Here is a 21505-nt window from a genome sequence, read left to right on the forward strand (position 1 = left end):
CAGGGCTCTGGGTATGGTGGGCCTGCCTTACACAGGACGGGGGTCAAGTGGAGGGAACCGGGAGTGTCTTCCCCGGGGAGCGCGGGCCCGGCGGCTCACCGCCGGGCCCGCTGCCGTGCTCAGAAGAGGAAGTACAGCTGTGTCATGGGGAGCTTGGTCTCGTAGAGGCCCTTACCGGTCGGGTTCGGGTCCGGGGGCGGGCTCGGGGTCCGGGGCTGGCCGGAGAACATCGTCTGGTTCTCCACGGTGGTCTTGGCATCCGTGGTCGTGCCCCTGTACGCACCCGGTTCCTCGGTCCCGCTTCTGGCCGGGCTCGGCGGCGGATTCTTCTCGGGGAAATCTGGGGCCGGGCGCGTGCCCGTGTTCTCGCCGGCCCCCTCGCCGATGGTGATGTCGAAGTAGTCGGGGCCGATCTCGATGTCCGGCTGTTCCGTGTTGAGCTTCATGTCAGCTTTGGTCTTGCCGCGGGGGGAGGTGATCTCCAGCAGCCCCTTGGTCAGGCCGTACGTGGTGGGCTTCTGACCTGGGGCCGAGGCACCCTCCACCACGAAGTTGAAGGAGTTGCCACCCGGTGCCGTGCCGCATGATCCCCATACCGGACGGGGGAGGTACGGCTGCGGTGTCGGGATCGAGGCGTTGGCGTCACCGATCTGGGCGTAGGCGATCTGCCCGCCCTTGATGATCATGTGCGGCTTGACGCCGAAGAACTTCGGCTCCCACAGCACCAGATCCGCGATCTTGTCGGGGCCGGCCTCGATGGAGCCGACGTACTTGTCGATGCCGTGCGCGATGGCCGGGTTGATCGTGTACTTGGCGATGTAGCGCCTGACGCGGAAGTTGTCGTGTCCCGGGGAGCTGGTCGTTTGCGGGATGCTCGGGTCCGGCAGGTGACCGCGACGGCCCTTATTGACGTGCGCGGTCTGCCAGGTCCGCATGATCATCTCGCCGATACGTCCCATGGCCCCCGAGTCGGAGGACATCATCGAGATGGCACCGGTGTCGTGCAGCAGGTCCTCAGCGGCCATCGTGGAGGGCCGGATACGCGAGTCGGCATACGAGGCGTCAGCGGGGACGTCGAGGTTGAGGTGATGGCAGATGACCATCATGTACATGTGCTCAGCGACGGTGTTCTTCGTCAGGGGCCGGGTCGGGTTGGTCGACGCGGGCAGCACACTCTTCTTGCCCACCAGCTTCATGATGTCCGGTGCGTGGCCGCCGCCGGCGCCTTCGACATGGAAGACGTGAATGCCCCGGTGCTTGTTGGTGGTGCGATCCTTGGTCGCCTCGAACGTGTCCTCGACGAACCCGGACTCGTTCATCGAGTCCGCGTGCAGGGCGACCTGGGCCTTCTTGGCCTCACAGACCTCCAGCGCCATGTCGATGGCTGCGGGGGTGGCCCCCCAGTCCTCGTGGATCTTGAGACCGATGGCCCCGGCGTCGATCTGGGCTTCCAGCGCCTTCTTGTTGACCGTGCCGCCCTTGCCGAACAGGCCGATGTTGACCGGATAGGCGTCCAGCGCCCTGAATGTCTGCTTCATGTGCCACTCGCCGGGCGTCATGGTGGTGGCCCTGCTGCCGTCCGCGGGGCCGGCACCGCCGCCGATGAGCGTGGTCACGCCCGACGCGAGTGCCTCGTGAATCTGCCCGGGGCCCAGGAAGTGCACGTGGGTGTCGATGCCACCCGCGGTCAGGATTTTCCCGTTTCCGGAGATCACCTCGGTCTCCGGCCCCACCACAAAGTTCGAGGCGCCTTTGGTCTGGTCCGCGGGCTTGGGCGTCATCGTCTCCGGGTTGTAGGCCTGGCCGATCGCGTAAATCTTCCCGTCCCGCAGGCCGACGTCGGCCTTCACCACACCCCAGTGGTCAATGATCAACGCACCGGTGATCACCGTATCCACCGGCAGGAGGAGGCTGGTGGCGCCCGGCGGAAGCGTGGAGCCGTCCCGGGCAATGTGTGACATGCCCATCGACTCGCGCATGACCTTGCCGCCGCCGAAAAGCATCTCATCGCCGCTGCGCTCCGGCCCGCCGCACCAGTCCTCCTCGATCTCGACGACGAGGTCGGTGTCGGCGAGCCTGACCCGGTCGCCCTTCGTCGGGCCGTACAGCGTGGCGTAGTCCTCCCGCTCCAGCGGAATCGGAGGGCGCACGGTGAAGCTGGGGGTCGAAGCCGCCTGGGCAACACACTTCGTCATCGCTGGGTCACCTTCGCATCCGCTGTGGTCGTCCTTGCCTCATGAAGGCCCCATACCTCCAGAGCTCCCCGGATGGGCACCACCCACACCCTGCGCGCGCAGTTGTCGCCGGGCTCGAAGCGCTCCGACGTACCGGCTGCGATGTGCAGCCGGTACCCGTTCACGTCGGCCGGCTGGTTCCCCGCTTGATCAGAAGTGAAGTAGAGCCCCTTGCCGCCTACGCTGCCGCCTGCCCTGCCGCCTACGTTCCTGCTGTCCTTGTTGACGTCGTCCAAGTGATAGTGGGAGCCGACCTGGATCGGACGGTCCGCGGTGTTCCTCACCCACAGCTGCCTCCCGTCCGGGAACGTGCTGTTCCCTGCCTGGTCGTACTCCAGGTTGTACGGCACAGGGGTCTTGTCCGGGTGCTCGCACTTACCCGGATGGACCGTCGTCGGTACCTGCACGTCGCACAGCGGATCGGGGATGACCACCAGCTTGGTGCCGTCCTTGAACGTCGCCTCGACCTGCACGTTGTCGATCATCTCCCGGACCCCCGGCAGGACGTTGAGGGTCGGATCGTTGTTCGCTGAGGTCGGCAAGGTGGTGCCGAACTTGGTGAGGCGGACTTGGAGCTCCGCCGCCACATCGCCCAGATTGGTGTCCATGAGCTCGGCGACCGTCTTCGTGTCGTGACGGGCCTCCTCCAGCACATAGGCCGCAAACAGCGCCATGACTTCGGGATAGTTCAGCTTGAGCGTGGGATCGCGGATGAGGCGTCGCTCGACCAGATCCGCCGCGGTACGGATCATGAGCCGCTCCTGCTCATGTGGCGTCAGATGCATCCAGTTGCCCTTCCTGCTCCTCGTTTGACACCTGCGGCGAACGCCACCAGGGCAAAACGGTGCTGATGCGCCGGACGCCGCAGGTTGGTCAAAGAGGACGTATCCAGCAAGAAAGGGATAAACCCTCATCACATGCAATCGGGTGAAACCGGACTCATATGGGCGAACAGGACGCACACGTCGCACGGCCCGCAGTTCCAAGCTGCCCCGGGCGATCCCTGAAACTCCTCGGACACGCGCGACCTTTCTTGGCGCAGCGAGGGGCCACCCAACGACGCCCCGCGGCGCATCATGACGGGAATCGGCGTCTCGTACGCGCACGGGTGGAGGCGGCCTCATCCGACCGCGCCCGTCACCTTGAAGACAACCGTGGGCCACGGCCGTCCTGCACCATCCTTACCGGCAACGCCGCCTGCGACTCACCGGTTCAAGGCCCCATGGACGCTATGCCCCATGACCACGGACCTGATCACAGCCCAGAAATGGCTGGAAACCTGGACCGACGTCCTCGGCCTCGAAGGCATCGCGGTCAAGGCCATGAGCCAGCCTTACCATCCGGCATACAGGGGCTGGTACAAACTGAGGCGGCGGGACACCACCGAGGCGATCACCGGCACCCTCCTGCGACCGCAGCTCCTCCTTTTGGGCCGCCACGACACCCACGGCCGCCTGCGCCCCATCGGCCGCACGGTCGTCCTGCCCCCAGACGCGGCTCATCTGGTCGGCGAGAATCTGACCGCGGCCGACCCCGACCACCCGTGGGCCGGGATGCGGTTCACCTCCGGGTGGGGAAGCCACGACGTCCTGGACGTAACCCTGGTCCGCCCCGACTTGGTAGCCGAGATCAGCGCTGACACATCCGTCGACCACGGCGGCATCTACCGCCACCCGGTCCGCTCCAAACGCCTGCGCCTGGACCTCACGGTGGGGGACCTACCCCGGTTCGGCGCGGACCTAGACACAACCGCGGGCTGAGACAGCAGTCCGGTCACGGCCACGCCGCGTCGGGCGCCTATCGTCACGACGGCACCGGGCAGTGGTCCGCTGGAGCTCCCAGGCGTGATCCGATACGGGATCGCGTCTCGCCCGCCGCCCAGCGAACCTCCTCCGAGCGGGTCTCACCCTCAAGGGCACCCCGGAGCATCATGACCGCTCTGGCCTCGTCCTCGGTCAGCAGCTTGAGCCGGGTCTCGGTCACGGCATCGAGGAGCACCTCGAGGAAGTCTTCGTCCATGCCAGACCAACGCTCGACGGACTTCGCCGTCACAGGCATGCGCGGCCGGCCGGCTGCAGGGGCCGGCGACCGGACGTCGGGTGTGCGCCCGGCCGGGCCCTCCTGGGGCGGTGGAGGGGCCGGTGGTGGTGCGAGGTGTGGGATCTCAGAACGCGCGGCACATGCCGACGCTGTGGCCTGCCGCTCTCTCGCATTGACCGACGTCATGGACGCCGTTGACGGCGGGCGTTCCCGCTCGTTACCCGTGCTTGTCCGGTTCGGCGTCGGCGAAGGCGCGGTATCTGCCGAAATCTCGGGCTGGGCGAGGACGTCGCCGCGGTGTTCGACTCGGACCGGACCCGGGGCCGTCATCGGGTGCTGATCCACCGGCGTAGCGAGGTCGTGTCGGACATTCAGCAAGACCGCCGTCGTCATCACCGCGAAGTCCGCCGGGCGCCAGGTCTTCGGCCTCGCCACCGCAGGCGTCCGTCTCGCTTGACCTCTTGCGCGTCAGTCCGGCAGCCAGTGCAGCTCGTGCGCCAGGGTTTTGGCGACGGCACGGATGCGGCGGTGCAGCGGCGACTGCTCGCGTGGGAGGACGAGGTGGATCGTCAGGCTGGGCGCGCCCCGCAGTGGTCGCCAGGTGAGACCGGCCGGTTGTGCCGTGACCGCGGCTTCTCCGGCCGGGGCGAGGGTGACCCCGTCGCGGAGGTCGCGCTGAGACATGTCGAAAGAGACTGCGGGCGTGTGGAATCGGGGGTGTGGTCGGGTGTCTCGGAACAGTGCGGACAGCTGATCGTGGATCACGGGGTTGGCCGCACGGTCCGGGAGTCGCAGCGGATACGCGGCCGCGTCGGCGATCTCGATCTCCGGGTGTTCGGCCAGCGGATGGTGCTGCGCCAGCTGGACCCCGACGCGCTCACGCCGCAGCAGGAACCGGCGCACGCCACGGCACGGCTGTTCACCGCGGGTGATCCCGGCATCGATGCGGCCGTCGGCGACCGCGGGGGAGATCTCCGGTGTCGCCATCGGGACCGCGCCGACCTCGAGTCCGCTGTTGCCGCGAATCAGCCTGTCCACCAGGGCCGGTGCCGTCTCGGCCCCGGCGCTGAGGCTGTATCCGATGTGCAGCGTGCCCAGTTCACCGGCCGCCGCGCTCCGGGCGGTGTCCCATGCCCGGTCCAGCGCCGCCAGCGCGGGCGGCGCGGACTCCGCCAAAGCCGCACCGGCCGTGGTCAATACGACGCTACGCGTGTTGCGGACCAGCAGGGCCGTACCGAGTTCCGCCTCCATTCGGCGCATCCGGGCGCTGAGTGCTGGCTGTGCGATACCGATCCGTGCGGCCGCGCGGGTGAAGTTCAACTCCTGCGCCAGCACCAGGAAGTACCGCAGGCTCACCGTATCCGGCGCCACGTGCCCCTCCCTGCGGATTGATAACGATCCGTTCTGAGTCTATCCCGTACCGGTCTTTCCCTTGACCGCTCATCAAGCCCTAACCTGCCATTCGAAGTCGGACGTGTCCGGCAGAACACAGGAGGTTTCCATGGCTAAGGGCTACTGGGTCAGTGTCTACCCCGCCATTTCCGACCCTGAGAGGCTGACTGCCTACGACAAGCTGGCCCGTCCGGCTGTCCAGGCTACGGGCGGGCGCCTCCTGTCCCGTGGCGGTCGAGTCGTCTCCCGCGAGGCCGGAATCACGCAACGCGTCGTTCTGATCGAGTTCGACAGCTTTGAACAGGCCGTCGCGGCCTACGAGAGCGAGGCATACCAGAAGGCCCTGGTGGCCCTCCCCGACGGCGTCGAGCGCGACTTCCGCATCATCGAAGGCATCGACTGATCGGCGGGCCCAGCCATCGCTGAGCATCCGTCACCTGATATGCACACGGTGCTGAACGACGACTCACGAGACGAGTTCGAAGCCATGCCCCGCGTCCCAGTTCGTCGTCGACGTCCTCGACGGCCTGATCCCTGTCGGGCGGATCAAAGAGGCGACGCGACGTCGGGCCAGCGGGACTTTCTCGCTGACCTCGTCGACGAAACTGCTGGTGGTGGCCTTGCGGATCTTGTTGGTGCTGACGTGGGTGAACCACATGTTGCCGTCCGGACCGGGGGTGATGTCGAAGGGCTTGCCGCATCCGGTGGGCACCTTGAAGTACTCCACCGCACCCGTGGTGCTCATGTTCACGATCATGTTGAGGTTCTCAGCGGTGAACCACAGATTGCCGTCCGCACCGGCGGCAATCCCCACCGGAGTGGAGTTCCCGGCCGGCACGTCGTCCTCCGTGACCAACCCGGCAGGGGTGATCCTCCCGATCTGGCCGTCCTGGGGCTGGGTGAACCAGACGTTGCCGTCCGGGCCCGTGGCGATGCCCTGAGCCCGGCCGGGCACGCTGTGCTCGGCGATGGTCACCACCGCGGTGGCCGGGATCGCGCCCACCCAGAGCCTGTAGCGGAGCGCTCAGTTCCTCCTCGGCTGCCCCGGGTAGGACCCGGCGGTGCTGAGCCGGGTGCCGGTTCTCAGCAGTGCGAGACGGACGGCGGCCGTACTCTGGTCTGTTCCCGGTGAAGTGGTGCGAGGAGCACGGGGGGACGCGGCCGGCCCGGTGATGGAGCGGCATCCCGGAGGCGGAATCCGCTGCACGCTCCTGGCCGGGAGGAGTGCGGTAACGACGGGCCGTTGACCCGCCGCCGACGTGAGGGTGTGGGGGACGGTCACGGTGACCGTCCCCCGTAGTCAGGCCTGGATTTCGGCCATGAGCATGCCTGACAGACCCTGTGATCGGAGGGGATCGACTCAGCTGTGGAACCGCTGGACAAACGCCAGCGCGGTGTCGGCGACCTCGCGCCAGCCGGAGTCGATCGTCAGAGCGTGGCCGCGGTTCGGCATTTCGACGATCTCGGTGACGGACTGCTCGTTGCGCTGCTGCTTCTTGAACGCGGCGTTGGCGATCGCCCACGGCACGGTGTTGTCCTTCTCACCGTTGATGATCAGCAGCGGGCCGCGCTCGGCGTTCTCGGTGTCGACCTTGACTTCGGTCCACGGGTTCAGGTTCGCCGCAGCGGCCTGGAACAACGGCTCGCCCGAGCCGGGTACGGCGAACATCTCGTACAGCTCGCGGGCTTCGTCCTCGCTGACGGCATTGGCGAAGGCGTAGCGGAACTGGTCGTATGTCAGCGGGATCGCCCGGTGCCGGTTGGCGGGGTTGCCCAGCACCGGCTTGGCCGCCCGGAGGGAGGAAATCGGCAGCGGCAGCACGCCCCGGAACGGCGCGGGGTCGATCGCCACCGAGGCAGCGGACAGGCCGCGCCCGGCGAGAATCTGGGTGAGCAGACCACCGAAGGAGTGGCCAATGATCGCTGGCTTGCGCGCTAGCCTGCCGATGAGGTCATCGAGGTGCTCTGCGATGTCGCCGACGCCTTTGCCCGCGAACACGTCCGGCTTCGCGTGGGCCTGCTCGACCGTCTCCGGGTCGTCCGGCCAGCCGGGCTGGAAGGTTGCGTAGCCGGCAGCCTCGAACACCGCGGCCCACCGGTCCCAGCTGCTGGGCAGCAGCCACAGACCGTGGACGAACACGACCGCCGGGCGGCCGTCGGCGTTGATCGCCTCGACGCGCTCGGCGTCCTGGAATGCGAACATCGGAACTCCACCTGTGTCGAGGTTCGAGTTGGTATCAGCCAGCGTGGCAGCCGAGCTGACCGCGCAAAACCCCCGACACGCTGCGCCGGCACAGAGAGACCAGCCCCGGGCGCTGCGAGAAGCACCAGTGAATATCCCGGTTGATCACGATTGGCGGTCCGCGGTTCGTGGGGAGCGGGAGAGCCTCCCCCCGGTGGTGAACCTGCGGCCGGAGGCTGACTTCCCGTACCGGCACCCGGTGGTGGTCGATCTTCCGCCCCTGACGGCCGTGCTGCGGCGTATCGCCTACGACATCGACGAACTTGCCCGCGCTCCCAGCGTCGAGGATCTCGATCAGGCTCGTCTCCGCGACGAGCCGCGGGCGGAGCTGCGCCGGTCGCCTGGCCGAACCGAATCTGGAGCTAACGTCCAGGCAGTACCCGGTAGACCAGCTGGCCCACGCGCGCCTCGCGAACGCCTTGGGCGACCCGGCGCGGACGACGTCCACCCGCGCAGGCTCATCAGCTCGGGTGGGCCGGTTCCGACAGCACTCGCTCGTGAGAGTCGGGCCGGAGTTCAGCCCCTCCCGCCCTCGGGCGGCCGGAGGCTGCCCCATCGGACGTTGGCGTCGCTGAACTGTGCGTCGGCGAAGGTGACCCGGCCCCCGTTCACCTGGGCGCGGACGAAGGAGACCATGCCGCCGCTGAACCTGGCGTGGCCGAGCGAGACCGTACCTCCGTTGAATCGCCCGCGGTGGAAGGTGACTGTGCTGTCGGTGAACTGGCCGTAGTCGAAGGTGACGTTTCCACCGTCGAACCTTGCCGCGTAGAAGGTCACCGTACCGCCCGTGAATTCCGAATCGTCCAGCGCAAGGGAACCGCCGGTGAAGTGTGCGTGGTCGAAACTCAGCGTGCCTCCGGTGAACCGTGCGCGGCGGAAGGCGACCGAACCGTCCTCGAGTCGCGCCCGGTTGAAGGTGACCGTGGCGTTGCCGAACTGCGCGTAGTCGAAGCCGACCGTGCCGCCACTGAACCATGCTTCGTCCAAGGCCAGCGTCCCGCCGCTGACACTCGCATGGTGAAACGTGATGTCGCCGGGACCGAGCAGAGCACCGCAGAAGGAAACCGCGCTGCCGCTGAACCGCGCCTCGTCAAAGCTCACCGTACCGCCCTGGAACTGCGCATCCTTGAACGTGACCGGGCCGGCGCCGAATCGTGCGCCGTTGAAGGTGACCGCGCCGCCGAGGAATCCGGCTTCGTCGAAGCTGATCACGTCACCGACAAAGTCGGCGTCGGCCCGGTGGGCGTCCCCTTCGGCGAGGCGCTGCTTGCGGTAGGCGTACACACCTCATCCCGGTCAGTGCGGGTTCGGAAAGCAGGGTCGGATTTCACCCCGGGACCGGCGTCTGCGGTCTCCGGACCGCCGGGATTGCGTGTGACAGCTGAGCGCAGTGCGTAGTCCCGGTCGCCATGGAAGGCGTGCGGGTTAGGGGCCGAGCCCATCTCCGCTGATTTAACGAGTCGGCGCCGCCCCCCATGTCCCCTTGCCGATGTGATCCAGGTCTTTGATGCGGACTCCGTCAGTAGATGTTGGCGTCGAGTTAGGCCCTCACGCGCACTCCAGTGCGGGTGGTGGTTCGCGGCGATCGACTGGACGATGACTTCGTGGCTGGTCAGCGGGCGGCCACTCCCGATCGGCCTGAACGCCTCGCGCGCCGAGCCCGCGCACGCAGATCACTGGCGCCCAGAGGTCCTGAGCGGCCCGCTGTTCAACCGTCGGACTGGTGTTCCACGGCGCCCGTCAGGGGTCGCGGGAAGAATTCCCCGGCCGGGTGCGCTGAGGAGCGTATGACACGTGGACACGACATCACCATCGACCATGGCACCGAGCACGTGCGCGTCGTGAAGGACGGGCAGGTGCTGGCCGAAAGTCGGCGACCCTTGGTGCTGCGCGAGACGGGTTGCCCCCCGCGGTACTACCTGCCGCCCCAGGACGTGCGCACCGACCTGCTGACCCCCTCTGACACCAGTACGCACTGTCCGTTCAAGGGGGACGCGAGTTACTGGTGCGTACCCGGCGCCACCGACCTCGTCTGGGCGTACGCGGATCCCAAGCCGGACGTCGCTGCGATCAAGGACCACTTCTGCTTCTACGACACCGAGATCGTCTGAACCGCCAGCGGCGAGCAGCCTGCCCTGGCAGGCAATGCCACGCGCTTCGCCGCCGCCGGCCCGGTGAGGCCTCACATGACGCGGTAGGCGTAGGGGGTCAGTCGGTGTTGATCACGAGCTTTCCGTGGACGTGGCCGCTGGTGGCGGCGGTGTACGCCTCATCCATGGCGGCCAGGGGGAAGGTGGTCGTCTGGGCGACGACGTCCAGCCAACGGGTCAGCGCCAACGCGGTCCCGCCGATCATCGGCAGCGCCGCCGCCCGCACCGCCTCAAGCCCCTCCGGCCGCGGCGCAAGGGCGGCGGTATCCGCGGGAGCGGTCATGTACGGAGCGTACGATCCGTGCGGATGCCCGGCCGCGGCCCCCGGGCGCCGCACCCCGAACACCTCCTGACCCACCTCGACACGCGCCCCGTCACCGACGGCGCTCACGCGTCCGGCGACGTCGAGCCCAAGGGTGCAGGGGAACGGGATATCGGCACTGCCTTTCTGCGGTTCACCACGACCGAAGAGGGAAAACGCGGAGCGCGCCACAGCGGTGTACAAAGAACCCGCATTTTTTTCCATAGCCCCCGAGAGGCGGCCATGGCGGCATGCAGGAGCACCGAACCGGCTCCCCCAACGGCTCACCAGCAGCGACCGACGCGGGATCGATGGTCTGCTACACGTCAACCACGCCGCCCGCCTGCTCGGGCAAGCCATCTCCCACCGCCTCCAGGCACTGGGCGTCACCACCGGACAGCTCCCCATCCTGCTCGCCCTCTACGCCACCGACGGCCAACCTGCTCGACGGCTGCCTCCTCCCCGCCACAGGTCTGGCCATCAACCCACCGACCTCACCCCGCAAACCCCAGTGGCCGATGCGCATTGGTCATGGGGTGCTCTCTGTCCGTGCGATCACGACGGGCTCTTCGATCAGTCGTACGGTCGGCAGCTTCTCGGGCACCGCGCGCATCCACGGGGTCGGGGTGTCCGGGACCTCGTCGAGGAGCCAGTCACGGCAGGTGCCGTTGAGCGCCAGCGAGTAGAGGGTGAGTGTGCCGTCGGGTGCGATGCGCATCCGAAGGAATCCCGTGCGGTCGTCGATGGACTGCCCGGACATCTGCCAATCAGGGGCCATCCCCTGGTGTGTCCACAGCACCCACAGAGCGAAGAGCTGGGGCCCGAGAAGTGCGCCCGTCACAGCAGCGATGGTCGCCAGTATCGCCAGGAGCCAGACCCCGTGCCATGAGGGCGGGCAGGACCTGGTTACGGCGACTGCAGCGGTCAGCGCCGCAAGGGTGACCGCCAACTGAAACAGCACGGCTGCGATCGCGCCGGACGGTGCCCTGGGCCGCCGCCCGGGCAACAGGCCGCTTCCCCAGCTCAAGACGAAGGGCAGAATGAAGAAAGCGGCAGTCGCGCAGAGCAGGCCGCGCAGGTCGTCGGTGCCCGCCCTACGCAGCGCGTCGACCGGATTGTGTCTTCCGGCGGCCAGGGCGAAGGCGCCGCTTGCCAACAGGACAAGTACCAGATGCAACGCCCCGGCCAGCAGTGAGAACCCGCGGTTACGCCGCGGGAGCCAGTAACGGGACCACGGCTTGGCGATCGCGCGGGCGAGGGAGCGGGACTCCTCTTGGTCGGGGTAGGTCCGCTCTGCAAGGGTGAATACCGGCGGTGGGCTGTCCTTCTCCCGCATCCGCGAGATGGGGGGTGGCAGCGTCAAGGCTTTCGGCAGCCGGTGCGTGGCTGCCAGGAAGGCGCCTCCCAGGCCGCACGTCACCAGCTGGCGGCGCTGGGGGTCGGGAGGCACGGGGACCTCGGGTGCGGGTCCGTCTCCGGGCAGCCGTTCCGCGTAACGGGCGTAATGGTGCTTGTCGCCGGTGAGCCACAGCCGAATTGACGCGCCCGTGTCCTCACGATTCCCGGTCGCCCGGTCGAATCGGGTTCGGATGATGTTTCGGTCGAACCAGTGCAGGGAGTTGTAGGCGTTGGGTTCTTCGCTGCTCTTTACCCAGGTGGGTGCGGCAGAGCAGACGATTACGCTGTCCCCCGGCAGCAGTCGGGGCGAGAAGTGGGTCTCGAAGTAACGCCGTTGCGGATCGTCGAAATAAGAGCCGAGCTGGCTGTCCAGCCCAACCAGCCACCAGCGCTGCGGCAACTGCACGGCGAAGTAGCTCCGGGTCTGCCGTGTCTGCCAGCCACCGATGCGTCGCCCCTGGGTGAAAATCCGCAGGAACGCGGTGAGCCCGTCGTACCAGTCGTGATTGCCCGGCAGCGCCACCATGAGCGGCTGGTCCGGCGCCGACGGGAGCGCGGCGCGGTATGGACCCTTCATTCGGTCCTCGTACGCTGTCGTCGATGCCACCGGATACACCTGGTCACCGCCGAGGACGAGCAGCGAAGCGCGGGGCAAGGGCCCGGGGCCGGCAACGCTGAGCTGGGCCGCCGCCACGACAGATGCCACCGAGCATGTCGCCTCAAAGCCATCACCGAGATCAGCGACGAAGTCGATCCAGATCTCCTCGGCGCGGGGATCGGCCAACGGCGCGCGCAGGAGGCCGGCCCGAAGCGCGCCCTGGATTTCGCGCTTGTCCGAGTAATCGGCGAACACGGCCGCCAGCCCCACCTTGACCGCAGTACGGGCAAGCTCCTTCGGAGCCAGCCAGCGCACCGGTGTTTGCGGAGTGAACCGGAGTGCCGCCACATGGTTGCGCAACTCATGAAAGTCCACGATGGCTCCTCCGTTTCTGCGAAGATCGGCGCCGAGCGTCCCTGGGACGGCAGGGTGGCTTCGCCGTCCGGCGCCAGGTGACACCACGGCCATGGGTCACAGCGGCGACCACGGCAAGACGTTCTGCCCGTACACGTCCCACAGCTTGCCGAAGAAGAACTGCCCGAAGCGACCCAGCGTCGTAGCCTTGCCGCGTAGCGTTGGCGCTTCGACCCGGAAGGTGGTGAGTTGCTTAAGGAAGTCGGTGGGGCGGATGTGAACGGATCCCGAGGCCACCACCTCGGCTGCGGACTCCTCGTCGGCGTCGACGTGGCCCCGAACGATGCGCGTGTACAGGACAGAGGTGTCCTTCCAGATTCCCCGACGGGAGTCCTCACTGACCTCCTTGTACCCACTGAGCGTGAGCCGATGACCGGCGCGGTCGGTGAAGAACAACCGGTAGCGCATCCGCAGGTGTTCCGGGTCGGACTCTTCCACGAACAGCTGGAAGGTGCCCCGCTCGACCGGAAGACGTCCACCCAACTCCTGGCAGACGATCTCTCCCTGCAGTGAGGCTTCATGCTCCGGACCGACGATGAAGCGGTCCACCCCGCGGATGTCGATCGTCAGGAAGAGGGACATGCCTGCGGTTGCTCCACGCGGCGCCGAAGACACCGCCTGGACATCGGTCTCACCGAAGGCGACAGTGCCGACCATACGTTCGGTGAATCTGATGCGAGTGAGGTCCTCAGGGCGGTCCGGAGGTACCCCGGGCTTCCAGGGAATCCCCTCGGCAGTGCACCAGCGGCGAGCACCCTGGACTCCGAGTTCAACAGCCTGGGCGAAACGACTCTTACTGAAGTTGATCAGATAGTTCAGAGGGACTTCGGCGCTCAGGAGTCTGACATCGATCAGGCGCTCGAACTCGCCATGGTCCCCTCTACGGATGGCTGCGTTGTTATCGTCGATCCGACGTAGCCAGTACTGCAACTGACTGTTCGCGGATGTTTCGATGATCTGGAAATAGTTGGCCACGAAACCATCGCGCCAGCGTTGCCGCCGACTGACCGTCCAAATGATCCACAGCTCGTCGCAGCCTCGCCGGATCGCCTCCTCAACGTTGCCATCGGTCAAATACACCGGGTCGATGTACGTCTGCCCGTTGATCACAACCGGAGGAAACCACATGGGCAACGACACCCCGGCGCAGAGGCGATCCTCGTCCATACCGTCGGCGGTCACCACCTCCAGCTGATTGGCGCTGAAACTGTACAGATTGAAGGTCGCTTCCCGGTCGGTGGCCCGAATCCTCTCCCAGTCCAACCCCCAGCCCGGAAAGACACGGCGCCGGTAGCCGTCCAGCGTGAAAAGGGAACGGGCGTACGGCCCCTTGAACCACTCACGCCAGTTCAGCGCGACGCCGTTCATAGGCGACAGAGTGCGCCAGTTGTCCGCGATCTCGCGCCCCGACATCCCCTGGCAGTACATCGCGAGGTTGAACACGCCTCCGCTGGCACCGTCGGCATGGTCGAACTGCAACTCGGCCTCGTCGAGCAGGACCTGAAGGACACCCGCCTGGAATGCCACCTTCAGCCCGCCGCCGGCAAGAATGAGAGATCTGCGCGGGGAGCCACTGCGTGCGTCGGGCCTTTGGTCCGTCGTCATGAGCGCTCACCACCGTCGTTCCGGTAATCATTGATGATACGAACAGCAGACCGGTCAGCCAGCGCCGCGATGGTGAGCGAAGGATTCGGCCCGACAGGTCCGGGCATCACCGAGCCGTCCGCGATCGACAAACCCGGATAGCCGTACACACGCCCGAAAGAGTCCACTACGCCCTCACGCCGATTACGCCCCATCGGTGCGCCACCCACGGGATGCACAGTGATGAGACGGTTGAGCCACCACAGCGGATTCGAGGCGTACCGCCCACCCAGGCTGTGTGACACACGCTTCATCGTCTCGTTCATTTGTTGGAAGTATTCATCGGAGGCGGCCAGGTCCCAATCAATGTCCAGATTTCCGTCTCGGAGGAACATCCGGCCGTTGGGGACGTCTCTTCCCATCCCGAGCAACGGCATAGAGGTCGCGGTGAGCACTCCCTTGCCCACGGCGTCACCGAGCTGTCCCCCCACACGGCTCCTGGCCGTCCTGGTCAGCTGCGACCACCCTCGCCGCAGCATGAACCTCGCAACCCTGTCGGACAGGGTCAGGACGTTCTCTTCGACGAGCCAGTTCAGGAATTCCGGATATCCGGCATCCTCGATGTAAAACCCTCGGCTGGTCTCGCCGCTCTCCTTACGAGGCATGAGCATCGCGCTCGTGATGACGGGTCCGAAACTCGGCTCCAACATGCGTGGGGCCGCCTCCCCGGCCGGTCCCTGGTGCCTCTCCCGCGCCTTGTAGACCAGTCCGAGGAAGTCCCCGTTGCCGGAGAATTTCGTACCGAGCGCCGGACTAATTCCCGGAAATGCGCTGCGGTTTCTCAGCAACAGATAGGTGGTACCGAGCGCGCCGGCGGAAAGAACCAGCCGCCTGGTCTTGACAGTGTGCCGAACTGGAGGACGGAGCACGTCTCCATCCTCGGCGGAACCGTGATCTATATACGAGACCAGGAAACCATTCCGGACAGGTTCGAACGAGCGCACCTCACACAGAGTGCGGATATCCACCCCTAGCCGATCTGCCGCACTGAGATAGGTGAAATCCAGACTGTTTTTGCTGCCGAAATTGCAGCCCACGTCACATTCACCGACAAGTCTGCATGTGTAGCGCGGGCTGTGGTGCAGATTGTTCTCCCCGCCCTCGATGGGAACGCCGGGTACCGGGGGATCGCCAAAGTTCACAGCCAGCAGCGGCAACTCCCACGGAAGACCGAGCGAGGCGGCCGCCTGCTGCATGGCAATGGTCTTGGGCGTCTCCTTATACGGCTTCACGCCGAACGGATACCGCTGCGCACCCATCATCTTTTCGACATAACCGTAGTGTGGATCGAGATCGGCCCGTGTCACCGGCCAGTTCTCGAAACCGCCGTCGAACGACTCGTCCACGAACCAGCTTTCCGGCTTGCGGATCAGCACGTTCGCATAGATCAACGAGCCCCCGCCCAGCCCGCTGGACACAAGTGCGTCGAGCTTCGAAAAGCTCCACATGTCATACATCCCATACGAATGGGAATCCGGGTCCCAAAAATTCCTGGACGTATCGTGAGGGCTGCGTGGAAAAGATCCCGGCGGGAACGGCCTCCCCCTCTCCAGGAGACACACGCGCAAGTCGGCCTCAGCCAGGCGAAAAGCAGACACCGACCCTCCGAAACCCGACCCGACGACGACGGCATCGAAAACGTCCACACTCGCCACCTCTAGAAGTCGAAACCCTGCGCTCACCCCCACAACATGCGGCCGCTCCACGCACAATCTCAATTCAATGGTTCACCCGCGCGTCGTGACGCGCATGTCGGCGCCTCAGCCCCCTCATCGCTGTCGGCTAATGTCTGCGGGCGGGCAGGGTCGGCTGTGGTGCTGGCTCGGTGCACGAGCCGGAGTCCCACAGGGCGTTCTGACCGTGTCCAGGTCTGGATGCGGCGGGCTCACCCCTGGTCGGCCAGGGCGCGGACGACGGCTCCTTCTCGGACTGGGTGCGCGGGCCTCGTCCCTGAGTGGTTCAGGGACGAGAACGCGCAGACAGCGATGGTGCTGGGTGACGTTCGCTCAGCGGCTTCGGCCTTGACCCCAGGTCACCCGGCCGGCCGTCCGTCCAGCCACACAGCCAGGTTCGATGCCTCACGTTGGGGCAGCAGGTCGAAGCGGGCGATCGGTTTCGACGTCCACGAGGACGGCGCCGTAGTGGCGAGCCCTTGCGGGAAGCGTACTCATCGATGCCGACCACCCGCGGCACCGGTACTTCCGGCTCGGGCAGCGCGTTTGCCAGCCGCAAAAACGTGCTTCGGCTGACGGGGGCGCCGAGGACACTGGTCAGCCGGGCGCCGGCCCGGCTTGTGAGCGCGAGGCCGACCGAGGCTGGGGTTGACCGCTGCCGCTCCGTCCGCTGACTGTGCCGACGCACGCCAACACTCGACGTTCGGGCAGGTGGACAGCGACCGCCATAGCGGTACGATGCTCCGCCCGGCGCTGGGCACATGGGCGGGGTAGGAGCCGTGAACATCGCACGACGACATGCCGCCCCCTGGACACGCGGCGCCCGCCGCCGTCCAGCACGCGCCAACGCGCACGCGGGGGTTCACGTCGACCGACAACGCCACGATGTCGCTGACGGACGACAACAGCGACTCCCGCCAACGGCACACGAGTTCATCCACGGCCCGAACCGTCCGCCGGCCAGCACCGACCATTGGTTATCGGCCGGTACCTGGTGTGACACCGTTCGGCAGCCGGGCTACTGCGCGGCTGATGCCTTGGCGACGTCTGTTCACCGGATCCGCTTGCAGTCCGAGGCACAGCGTGTTGCATGCCCGGAGTGCGCCGTGGCGATACTCGGCGGAGAAGACCCAAGGCGGCGACGCCCATGGGGCAAGAGCACGGACACCTATAGTGTCGGGCCGCGAGTCCCGGTTGCAGGCGCGACTGAAGGCGTCATGCTGAGGAGGAGAGTACGTCACCAGCGGTGTCCCTACGCCCTGGGCACCGTCGTTCATGGCCCGCCTCACGCAGCACGCACAGGAGGCCGCTATGAATTCCCTCGCTGCCAACCGCCGGTACTCGGTCCTCGGTGGCCGGGCCGGTCGTTGTGCGGTCTGGTGCACCCTGGCCGTTCTGCTCGCCTTGTCCGGTGTGCTGGTGCCGCTCGCGGTGGCAGCCGCCGGCCCCGTCTTCATCCGGGTCGGCAGCCAGCCGGTAGGCGTAGCGGTGACGCCGGACGGCCTCCACGTCTATGTCGCCGAATCCGCTTCGTTCAGGGTGTCCGTGATAGAGACGAGGACCAACAAGGTGGTCGGCCACGTCCATATCGGCGGCACCCCGGTCGGGGTGGCGATCGCTCCTGACGGCCATCGCGCCTACGTCACCGACTCCCGTTGGGACGAGGTGTCCGTGGTCGACACGACGACCAACGAGGTGGTCGGCCGCGTCCACGTCGGCAGGACGCCGGCCGGGGTGGCGGTCGCTCCTGACGGCCGCCACGCCTACGTAGCCAACGCGGGGTCGGATGACGTGTCAGTCATAGACACAACGACCAACTCGGTGGTCGGCAGCCCGCTGCCCGTCGGAAGCAGCCCGTTCGGTGTGGCGGTCACTCCTGATGGCCATCGGGCCTATGTCACCAACTCCACCGGATGGCCCGTCCCTGTTTCGGTGATCGACACGAGCACCGAACGTGTCGTCGCCCTGCACGTCTCCATCGGCGACTTCCCGGCCGGGGTGGCGGTGACCCCCGACGGACACCACGTCTACGTAACCGACCAGTTGGGCACCGTGTCAGTGATCGACACGAAGACCGAGAAGGTGACCGGCGCCCCCATCCGCGTCGGGTGGAAGCCGAATGACATCGCGGTGACCCCCGACGGCCGCCGCGCCTACGTCACGAACTTCGCATCGAACTCCGTGTCCGTGATCGACACGAGCACGGACAAGGTGATCGGTACCGCCGTGGCCGTCGGTGGCAGCGCTACCCGGATCGCGGTGGCTCCGGACGGCCGCCACGCGTACGTCACCCTCCACTGTTGCGGCACCGTGGCGGTGATCGACATTTGATCGTGATTGCCCAGGACGGCTGATGGCAGCCCCTTGACCCGGAGGTTTCGTCGTACGGAGAGGCCAAGGACCGTGCGCGAGGCGCTGCACGGCCCGGTGTGTGCAGCGCAGGCCGTCACGAATCGACTGACCGAGGCGTTGGGAGAGCCGCTCCCGCGGCCACAGGTGGAGGCTGCGGCGGGTCCTGAGCATTGTCCGAGCCGGCCTCCTCTGCTACCTCGTTGGGCCGCCCAACGTGCCTGCGTGCGCCCGGTTCCAGTAGCCGGCCCGGACCGCTTCCGGGGCCTGGCCGCGCTCTCTGTGGTGCCGTTCGGCAGGCAGGTCCCGCCACGGCGAGCAGGTGCGGTACTTCGACGCGATGGCTTTCAGCGTGCGGCGGCGGTCGGCCAGATGAATGCCATGCGCAAGCGACTGATGGCAGTGGCCGCCGCCGCGACGGTGGCGGCCGGGATGTGCGCACCGGCGGCGCTGGCCGCCGTACCCGCCGGTGACCAGGACACCAACTTCGTGCGGACGGCTCCGCCGGTGGCCGTCGCCGCGCGGCGGCTTCCTCGGCCTCCTCGGCCGCGTTTCAGCGCTCGCTCGGCGCGGCTGAGTTCGCCGCGCAGGTAGGTGACCAGCGTCCGCAGGCGCGGCAGGCCGGGCGGCAAGACAGACACCGTTCAGGCCCCGTACTGCACCCGCCGCGCGGCCGTACATGCCTCGCACAAGGGGGTGGCACCCACCCCGTAGCGGCAGGTGGGGGCGTGGCTTCTCTGCACCTGTCCAGTGGGCTGCTGACAGATCAGTCGCCTACAGGGCGGTGAGGGGGGCGGCCAGGGGCTCGCCTCCCCATGGGGCCGCCCCTCCTCGCGGTGAGGCAGCACAAACAGACGTCAGGAGCATGGCGGGTCAGTTGTACGTCCCCGCGCCATCGGATCCCGAGATGGTTTGAGGGGCCCTCGCGAGGGTGGATCAGTGCTGGTCGAAGATGTAGCCATGTCCTTCCCCGGCGGGACAGGCAAAGATCCGGAAGTCGCCCCACCTGCCCACCGTGATCCCGGTGGTGTGGTCGCTGGCCACGGTGAACAGCAGGCGGCACGGGGCGCTGCAGGTCCGGCACGGTATGTCGTAAGGGTCGGTCAGGTGCCAGGTGGGCCACCCGCCGAACTTGATACCGGCCACTCGGGTGATGACATCGCTTCCGTCCCCGGTCGTCTCCACGTACTCCTGCACGGACTTGATGAGTTCTTCGTCTGGCAGGGTCGTCGGGTGGGGAAAGTCGACGAGGGGCACGGGGGTGAGCGTGCACCGCACCGCCGTGTATCCGTAGTCCGGGTCCTCCTGCCGCACGGGCAGCGGGGGCGAGGCGAGTATTCGCCTCACGTCCGCGCTGTTGCGCCAGCGGATCTGGGCGACCGGGCTGACGTCGGCGTGCGGAGCCGGCGGATCCCAGTGCACGTTGGGGCACCACAGGAGCTGAAACACATCCTTGCCCTTGGGCCACCAGTCGCCTGGAGCATCCTTCCGGTATACCTGCGCCACCGCCACCATGGCGGTCGCTGGTGTTCCGGAACCGGACTTCTCGTCCGGGACGTCGCAGTACGGCCAAGTCTCGTCGGCGGGCCAGAGCAATGGTCCACCCACGGAACTCTGGTGGACCGTCGGTTCCCCCGGTGTGGGAGCCAGTACCACGGCCGGCAACGCGTACGGTGCGAGTCCGGGCACGGCGGCGACGATCTCCTGCGCGGAGGGCCTGGTGTTGTAGGGCAGATCCATGGCCGGAGAGTAGCCAACCCCTCCGACAGCGGAGCCGGCCGGTCCGCAAGGCCAAGTGATCACGGCTTGAGCCAAAGCCAGATCGAAGCCACGGTGACGGTGCCGCGGAAGACATAGGCGCGCTTGTCGAATCTCGTGGCCACGGCCCAGGAGTTCTTCACAGTTGCACCACTCGTTTGACGGTCCCCCGCCTCGCACAGACCCGGGCACAACAGCAAGCCACCACCTAACCTCCGGATCCGGCCCCACAGGCAGACCTCTTGATCGAGAATGGACCAGTCGTTCCCCACGCTGACCACGGATCACAGCCACCGTGCTGAAGGAGGAATCCGATTTGGCCGTCCCCTGGGATGCTCTGGCGTCCACGAGCGTCGGTGCCGTCGCAACCATCCTCGGCATCGTGGTGGGCGGCTTCGTCGGCCGCCGCAGCCAGAACCAGCAATGGCTGCGTGACACCCGAACAGCAGCCTACGGAGCCTTCCTCCAGGAGTTCACCGCCGTCGAGATCGAGCTGCGTGAGGCATACCTCGACGACCGGCCCAACAACGTTGACTGGCCGCCGTTCAACGCCGCCTTGACCTCACTCAGCCTGGTCGCCACCCGCGACGTCGCGAACGAAGCCGGCGACCTGGCCGATGCGATTGGCCGCTTCGCGCTCCTGGTCGCCGACTGCGGCCCGAAGAACCGCGACAACCTCCAGCGGATCATGGCAGAACTCGCAGCCGGGCAGCTTGCCTTCGTCAACGCGTCCCGTCGTTCCCTCGACGGCTCCCAGCAGTCCATCGACCGACAGCTCGGAGGACCGCCGCCATGGCGAGAGATCGAGCCCTACGCCCCCACACCTCGCTCCGGCGACTGACGCTGAAACCTCGGCGCGCAGGGTGGGGCCAGATGTCGCTCCCGAAACCCGCTTCCAAGATCGGCTAAGTGGGGCCACTTCACGTTCTTTAGGCCACGGCCGCTCGCCCTGCTGGCGAATACTGCAACTTTCGAATACCGACACTCCACCAGTGAAGGCGGGGCACCACTGAGGCGATCGTCGGCGCGATTACCGGCACCCTGACACGCCCGCAGCTCCTCGTCCTCGGCCGCCACGGCTAGGACGGCCGACTGCGCGCTATCGGCCGGACCGTACCGCTGCGCCCGGAAGCCGCCCGGCAGGTCGCCGAACATCTCACCGCGGCCGCGCCCGGACACCCGTGGGCAGGGGCGAAGTTCTCGGCGACGTGGGGGAGCCGCGACGTCCTCGACACCACCCTCGTCCGCCCCGCCCTGGTCGCCGAGGTCAGCGCGGATCGCGCTATCGACCACGGCGGCGTCTTCCGGCACC

Annotated in this window: 18 protein-coding genes and 5 pseudogenes; 6 read left to right on the forward strand and 17 right to left on the reverse strand. The window is 67.1% G+C overall.

From position 1 onward, the window contains the following. Window positions 1–119: 119 nt before the first annotated feature. From ureC to ACWGH1_RS28330, 3 genes and pseudogenes are all read right to left on the reverse strand, one after another. Entirely contained in the window at window positions 120–2195 is a 2076-nt protein-coding gene (ureC, locus tag ACWGH1_RS28320) for an urease subunit alpha (RefSeq protein WP_453409123.1), read from the reverse strand. After that, a complete protein-coding gene (locus ACWGH1_RS28325) occupies window positions 2192–2668 on the reverse strand; it encodes an urease subunit beta (RefSeq protein WP_453409126.1) in 477 nt (158 codons plus the stop codon). Before ACWGH1_RS28325 ends, ureC begins: the two co-directional genes overlap by 4 nt. Then, window positions 2648–3019: pseudogene (locus ACWGH1_RS28330) on the reverse strand (urease subunit gamma); the annotation flags it as partial. The gene ACWGH1_RS28325 and the pseudogene ACWGH1_RS28330, both read right to left, overlap by 21 nt. Window positions 3020–3472: 453 nt before the next feature. Between ACWGH1_RS28330 and ACWGH1_RS28335 the strand changes: the two are divergent. Next, complete coding sequence (locus tag ACWGH1_RS28335) at window positions 3473–3994, forward strand: hypothetical protein (protein ID WP_453355170.1); 522 nt, start codon at window positions 3473–3475, stop codon at window positions 3992–3994. Window positions 3995–4037: 43 nt separating this feature from the next. Here the strand turns inward: ACWGH1_RS28335 and ACWGH1_RS28340 are convergent, their stop codons facing one another. Next, on the reverse strand, window positions 4038–4253 hold the full coding sequence (locus ACWGH1_RS28340) for a hypothetical protein (protein WP_453355169.1): 216 nt from the start codon (window positions 4251–4253) through the stop codon (window positions 4038–4040). Window positions 4254–4742: 489 nt separating this feature from the next. Next, the gene (locus ACWGH1_RS28345; protein ID WP_453355168.1) at window positions 4743–5645 is read right to left on the reverse strand and encodes a LysR family transcriptional regulator; all 903 of its coding nucleotides are present in this window, start codon (window positions 5643–5645) and stop codon (window positions 4743–4745) included. A 130-nt stretch (window positions 5646–5775) separates the two neighbouring features. On the opposite strand from ACWGH1_RS28345, the gene ACWGH1_RS28350 reads away from it, so the two are divergent. After that, window positions 5776–6069, forward strand: coding sequence for a DUF1330 domain-containing protein (locus tag ACWGH1_RS28350; protein ID WP_453355167.1), 294 nt, complete (start codon window positions 5776–5778; stop codon window positions 6067–6069). Window positions 6070–6132: 63 nt separating this feature from the next. On the opposite strand, the gene ACWGH1_RS28355 is transcribed toward ACWGH1_RS28350, so the two are convergent. The 4 genes and pseudogenes from ACWGH1_RS28355 to ACWGH1_RS28370 all read right to left on the reverse strand — a co-directional run. Continuing rightward, window positions 6133–6669, reverse strand: coding sequence for a Vgb family protein (locus ACWGH1_RS28355; protein WP_453355166.1), 537 nt, complete (start codon window positions 6667–6669; stop codon window positions 6133–6135). A gap of 357 nt (window positions 6670–7026) precedes the next feature. Continuing rightward, complete coding sequence (locus tag ACWGH1_RS28360) at window positions 7027–7869, reverse strand: alpha/beta hydrolase (RefSeq protein ID WP_453357758.1); 843 nt, start codon at window positions 7867–7869, stop codon at window positions 7027–7029. Window positions 7870–8424: 555 nt separating this feature from the next. Beyond that, window positions 8425–9192, reverse strand: a complete 768-nt coding sequence (locus tag ACWGH1_RS28365; RefSeq protein ID WP_453353784.1) for a hypothetical protein — start codon at window positions 9190–9192, stop codon at window positions 8425–8427. 46 nt (window positions 9193–9238) lie between these two features. Beyond that, window positions 9239–9536, reverse strand: a pseudogene (locus ACWGH1_RS28370) (ISAzo13-like element transposase-related protein); the annotation flags it as partial. 159 nt (window positions 9537–9695) lie between these two features. Between ACWGH1_RS28370 and ACWGH1_RS28375 the strand changes: the two are divergent. Then, the gene (locus ACWGH1_RS28375) at window positions 9696–10019 is read left to right on the forward strand and encodes a DUF427 domain-containing protein (RefSeq protein ID WP_453353783.1); all 324 of its coding nucleotides are present in this window, start codon (window positions 9696–9698) and stop codon (window positions 10017–10019) included. A 97-nt stretch (window positions 10020–10116) separates the two neighbouring features. On the opposite strand, the gene ACWGH1_RS28380 is transcribed toward ACWGH1_RS28375, so the two are convergent. From ACWGH1_RS28380 to ACWGH1_RS28400, 5 genes and pseudogenes are all read right to left on the reverse strand, one after another. Further along, window positions 10117–10767, reverse strand: a complete 651-nt coding sequence (locus ACWGH1_RS28380) for an alcohol dehydrogenase catalytic domain-containing protein (RefSeq protein ID WP_453409124.1) — start codon at window positions 10765–10767, stop codon at window positions 10117–10119. A gap of 121 nt (window positions 10768–10888) precedes the next feature. Continuing rightward, window positions 10889–12730 (reverse strand): hypothetical protein, encoded by a 1842-nt coding sequence (locus ACWGH1_RS28385; protein ID WP_453353781.1) that lies wholly within the window; start codon window positions 12728–12730, stop codon window positions 10889–10891. A gap of 96 nt (window positions 12731–12826) precedes the next feature. Continuing rightward, window positions 12827–14374 (reverse strand): patatin-like phospholipase family protein, encoded by a 1548-nt coding sequence (locus ACWGH1_RS28390; protein WP_453353780.1) that lies wholly within the window; start codon window positions 14372–14374, stop codon window positions 12827–12829. Then, window positions 14371–15870, reverse strand: coding sequence for a GMC oxidoreductase (locus ACWGH1_RS28395; protein ID WP_453353785.1), 1500 nt, complete (start codon window positions 15868–15870; stop codon window positions 14371–14373). The genes ACWGH1_RS28390 and ACWGH1_RS28395 overlap by 4 nt, the downstream gene beginning before the upstream one ends. Before the next feature lie 93 nt (window positions 15871–15963). Continuing rightward, window positions 15964–16119 (reverse strand): annotated as a pseudogene (locus ACWGH1_RS28400) (FAD-binding protein); the annotation flags it as partial. A gap of 1242 nt (window positions 16120–17361) precedes the next feature. On the opposite strand from ACWGH1_RS28400, the gene ACWGH1_RS28405 reads away from it, so the two are divergent. Next, window positions 17362–18417: a cytochrome D1 domain-containing protein gene (locus ACWGH1_RS28405; protein WP_453353779.1), complete on the forward strand. Its 1056-nt coding sequence runs from the start codon at window positions 17362–17364 to the stop codon at window positions 18415–18417. Between the two features lie 309 nt (window positions 18418–18726). On the opposite strand, the pseudogene ACWGH1_RS28410 reads toward ACWGH1_RS28405, so the two are convergent. Further along, a pseudogene (locus ACWGH1_RS28410) lies at window positions 18727–18816 on the reverse strand (IS5/IS1182 family transposase); the annotation flags it as partial. On the opposite strand from ACWGH1_RS28410, the gene ACWGH1_RS28415 reads away from it, so the two are divergent. Further along, window positions 18817–19029 (forward strand): hypothetical protein, encoded by a 213-nt coding sequence (locus ACWGH1_RS28415; RefSeq protein ID WP_453409130.1) that lies wholly within the window; start codon window positions 18817–18819, stop codon window positions 19027–19029. It begins immediately after the preceding pseudogene. A 342-nt stretch (window positions 19030–19371) separates the two neighbouring features. On the opposite strand, the gene ACWGH1_RS28420 is transcribed toward ACWGH1_RS28415, so the two are convergent. Beyond that, entirely contained in the window at window positions 19372–20175 is an 804-nt protein-coding gene (locus tag ACWGH1_RS28420) for a hypothetical protein (protein WP_453353353.1), read from the reverse strand. A 59-nt stretch (window positions 20176–20234) separates the two neighbouring features. After that, a pseudogene (locus tag ACWGH1_RS28425) lies at window positions 20235–20336 on the reverse strand (IS5/IS1182 family transposase); the annotation flags it as partial. 152 nt (window positions 20337–20488) lie between these two features. On the opposite strand from ACWGH1_RS28425, the gene ACWGH1_RS28430 reads away from it, so the two are divergent. Continuing rightward, complete coding sequence (locus ACWGH1_RS28430) at window positions 20489–21034, forward strand: hypothetical protein (protein WP_453353354.1); 546 nt, start codon at window positions 20489–20491, stop codon at window positions 21032–21034. Window positions 21035–21505 lie beyond the last annotated feature (471 nt).

The sequence above is a fragment of the Streptomyces sp. NPDC054883 genome (genome assembly GCF_053610645.1).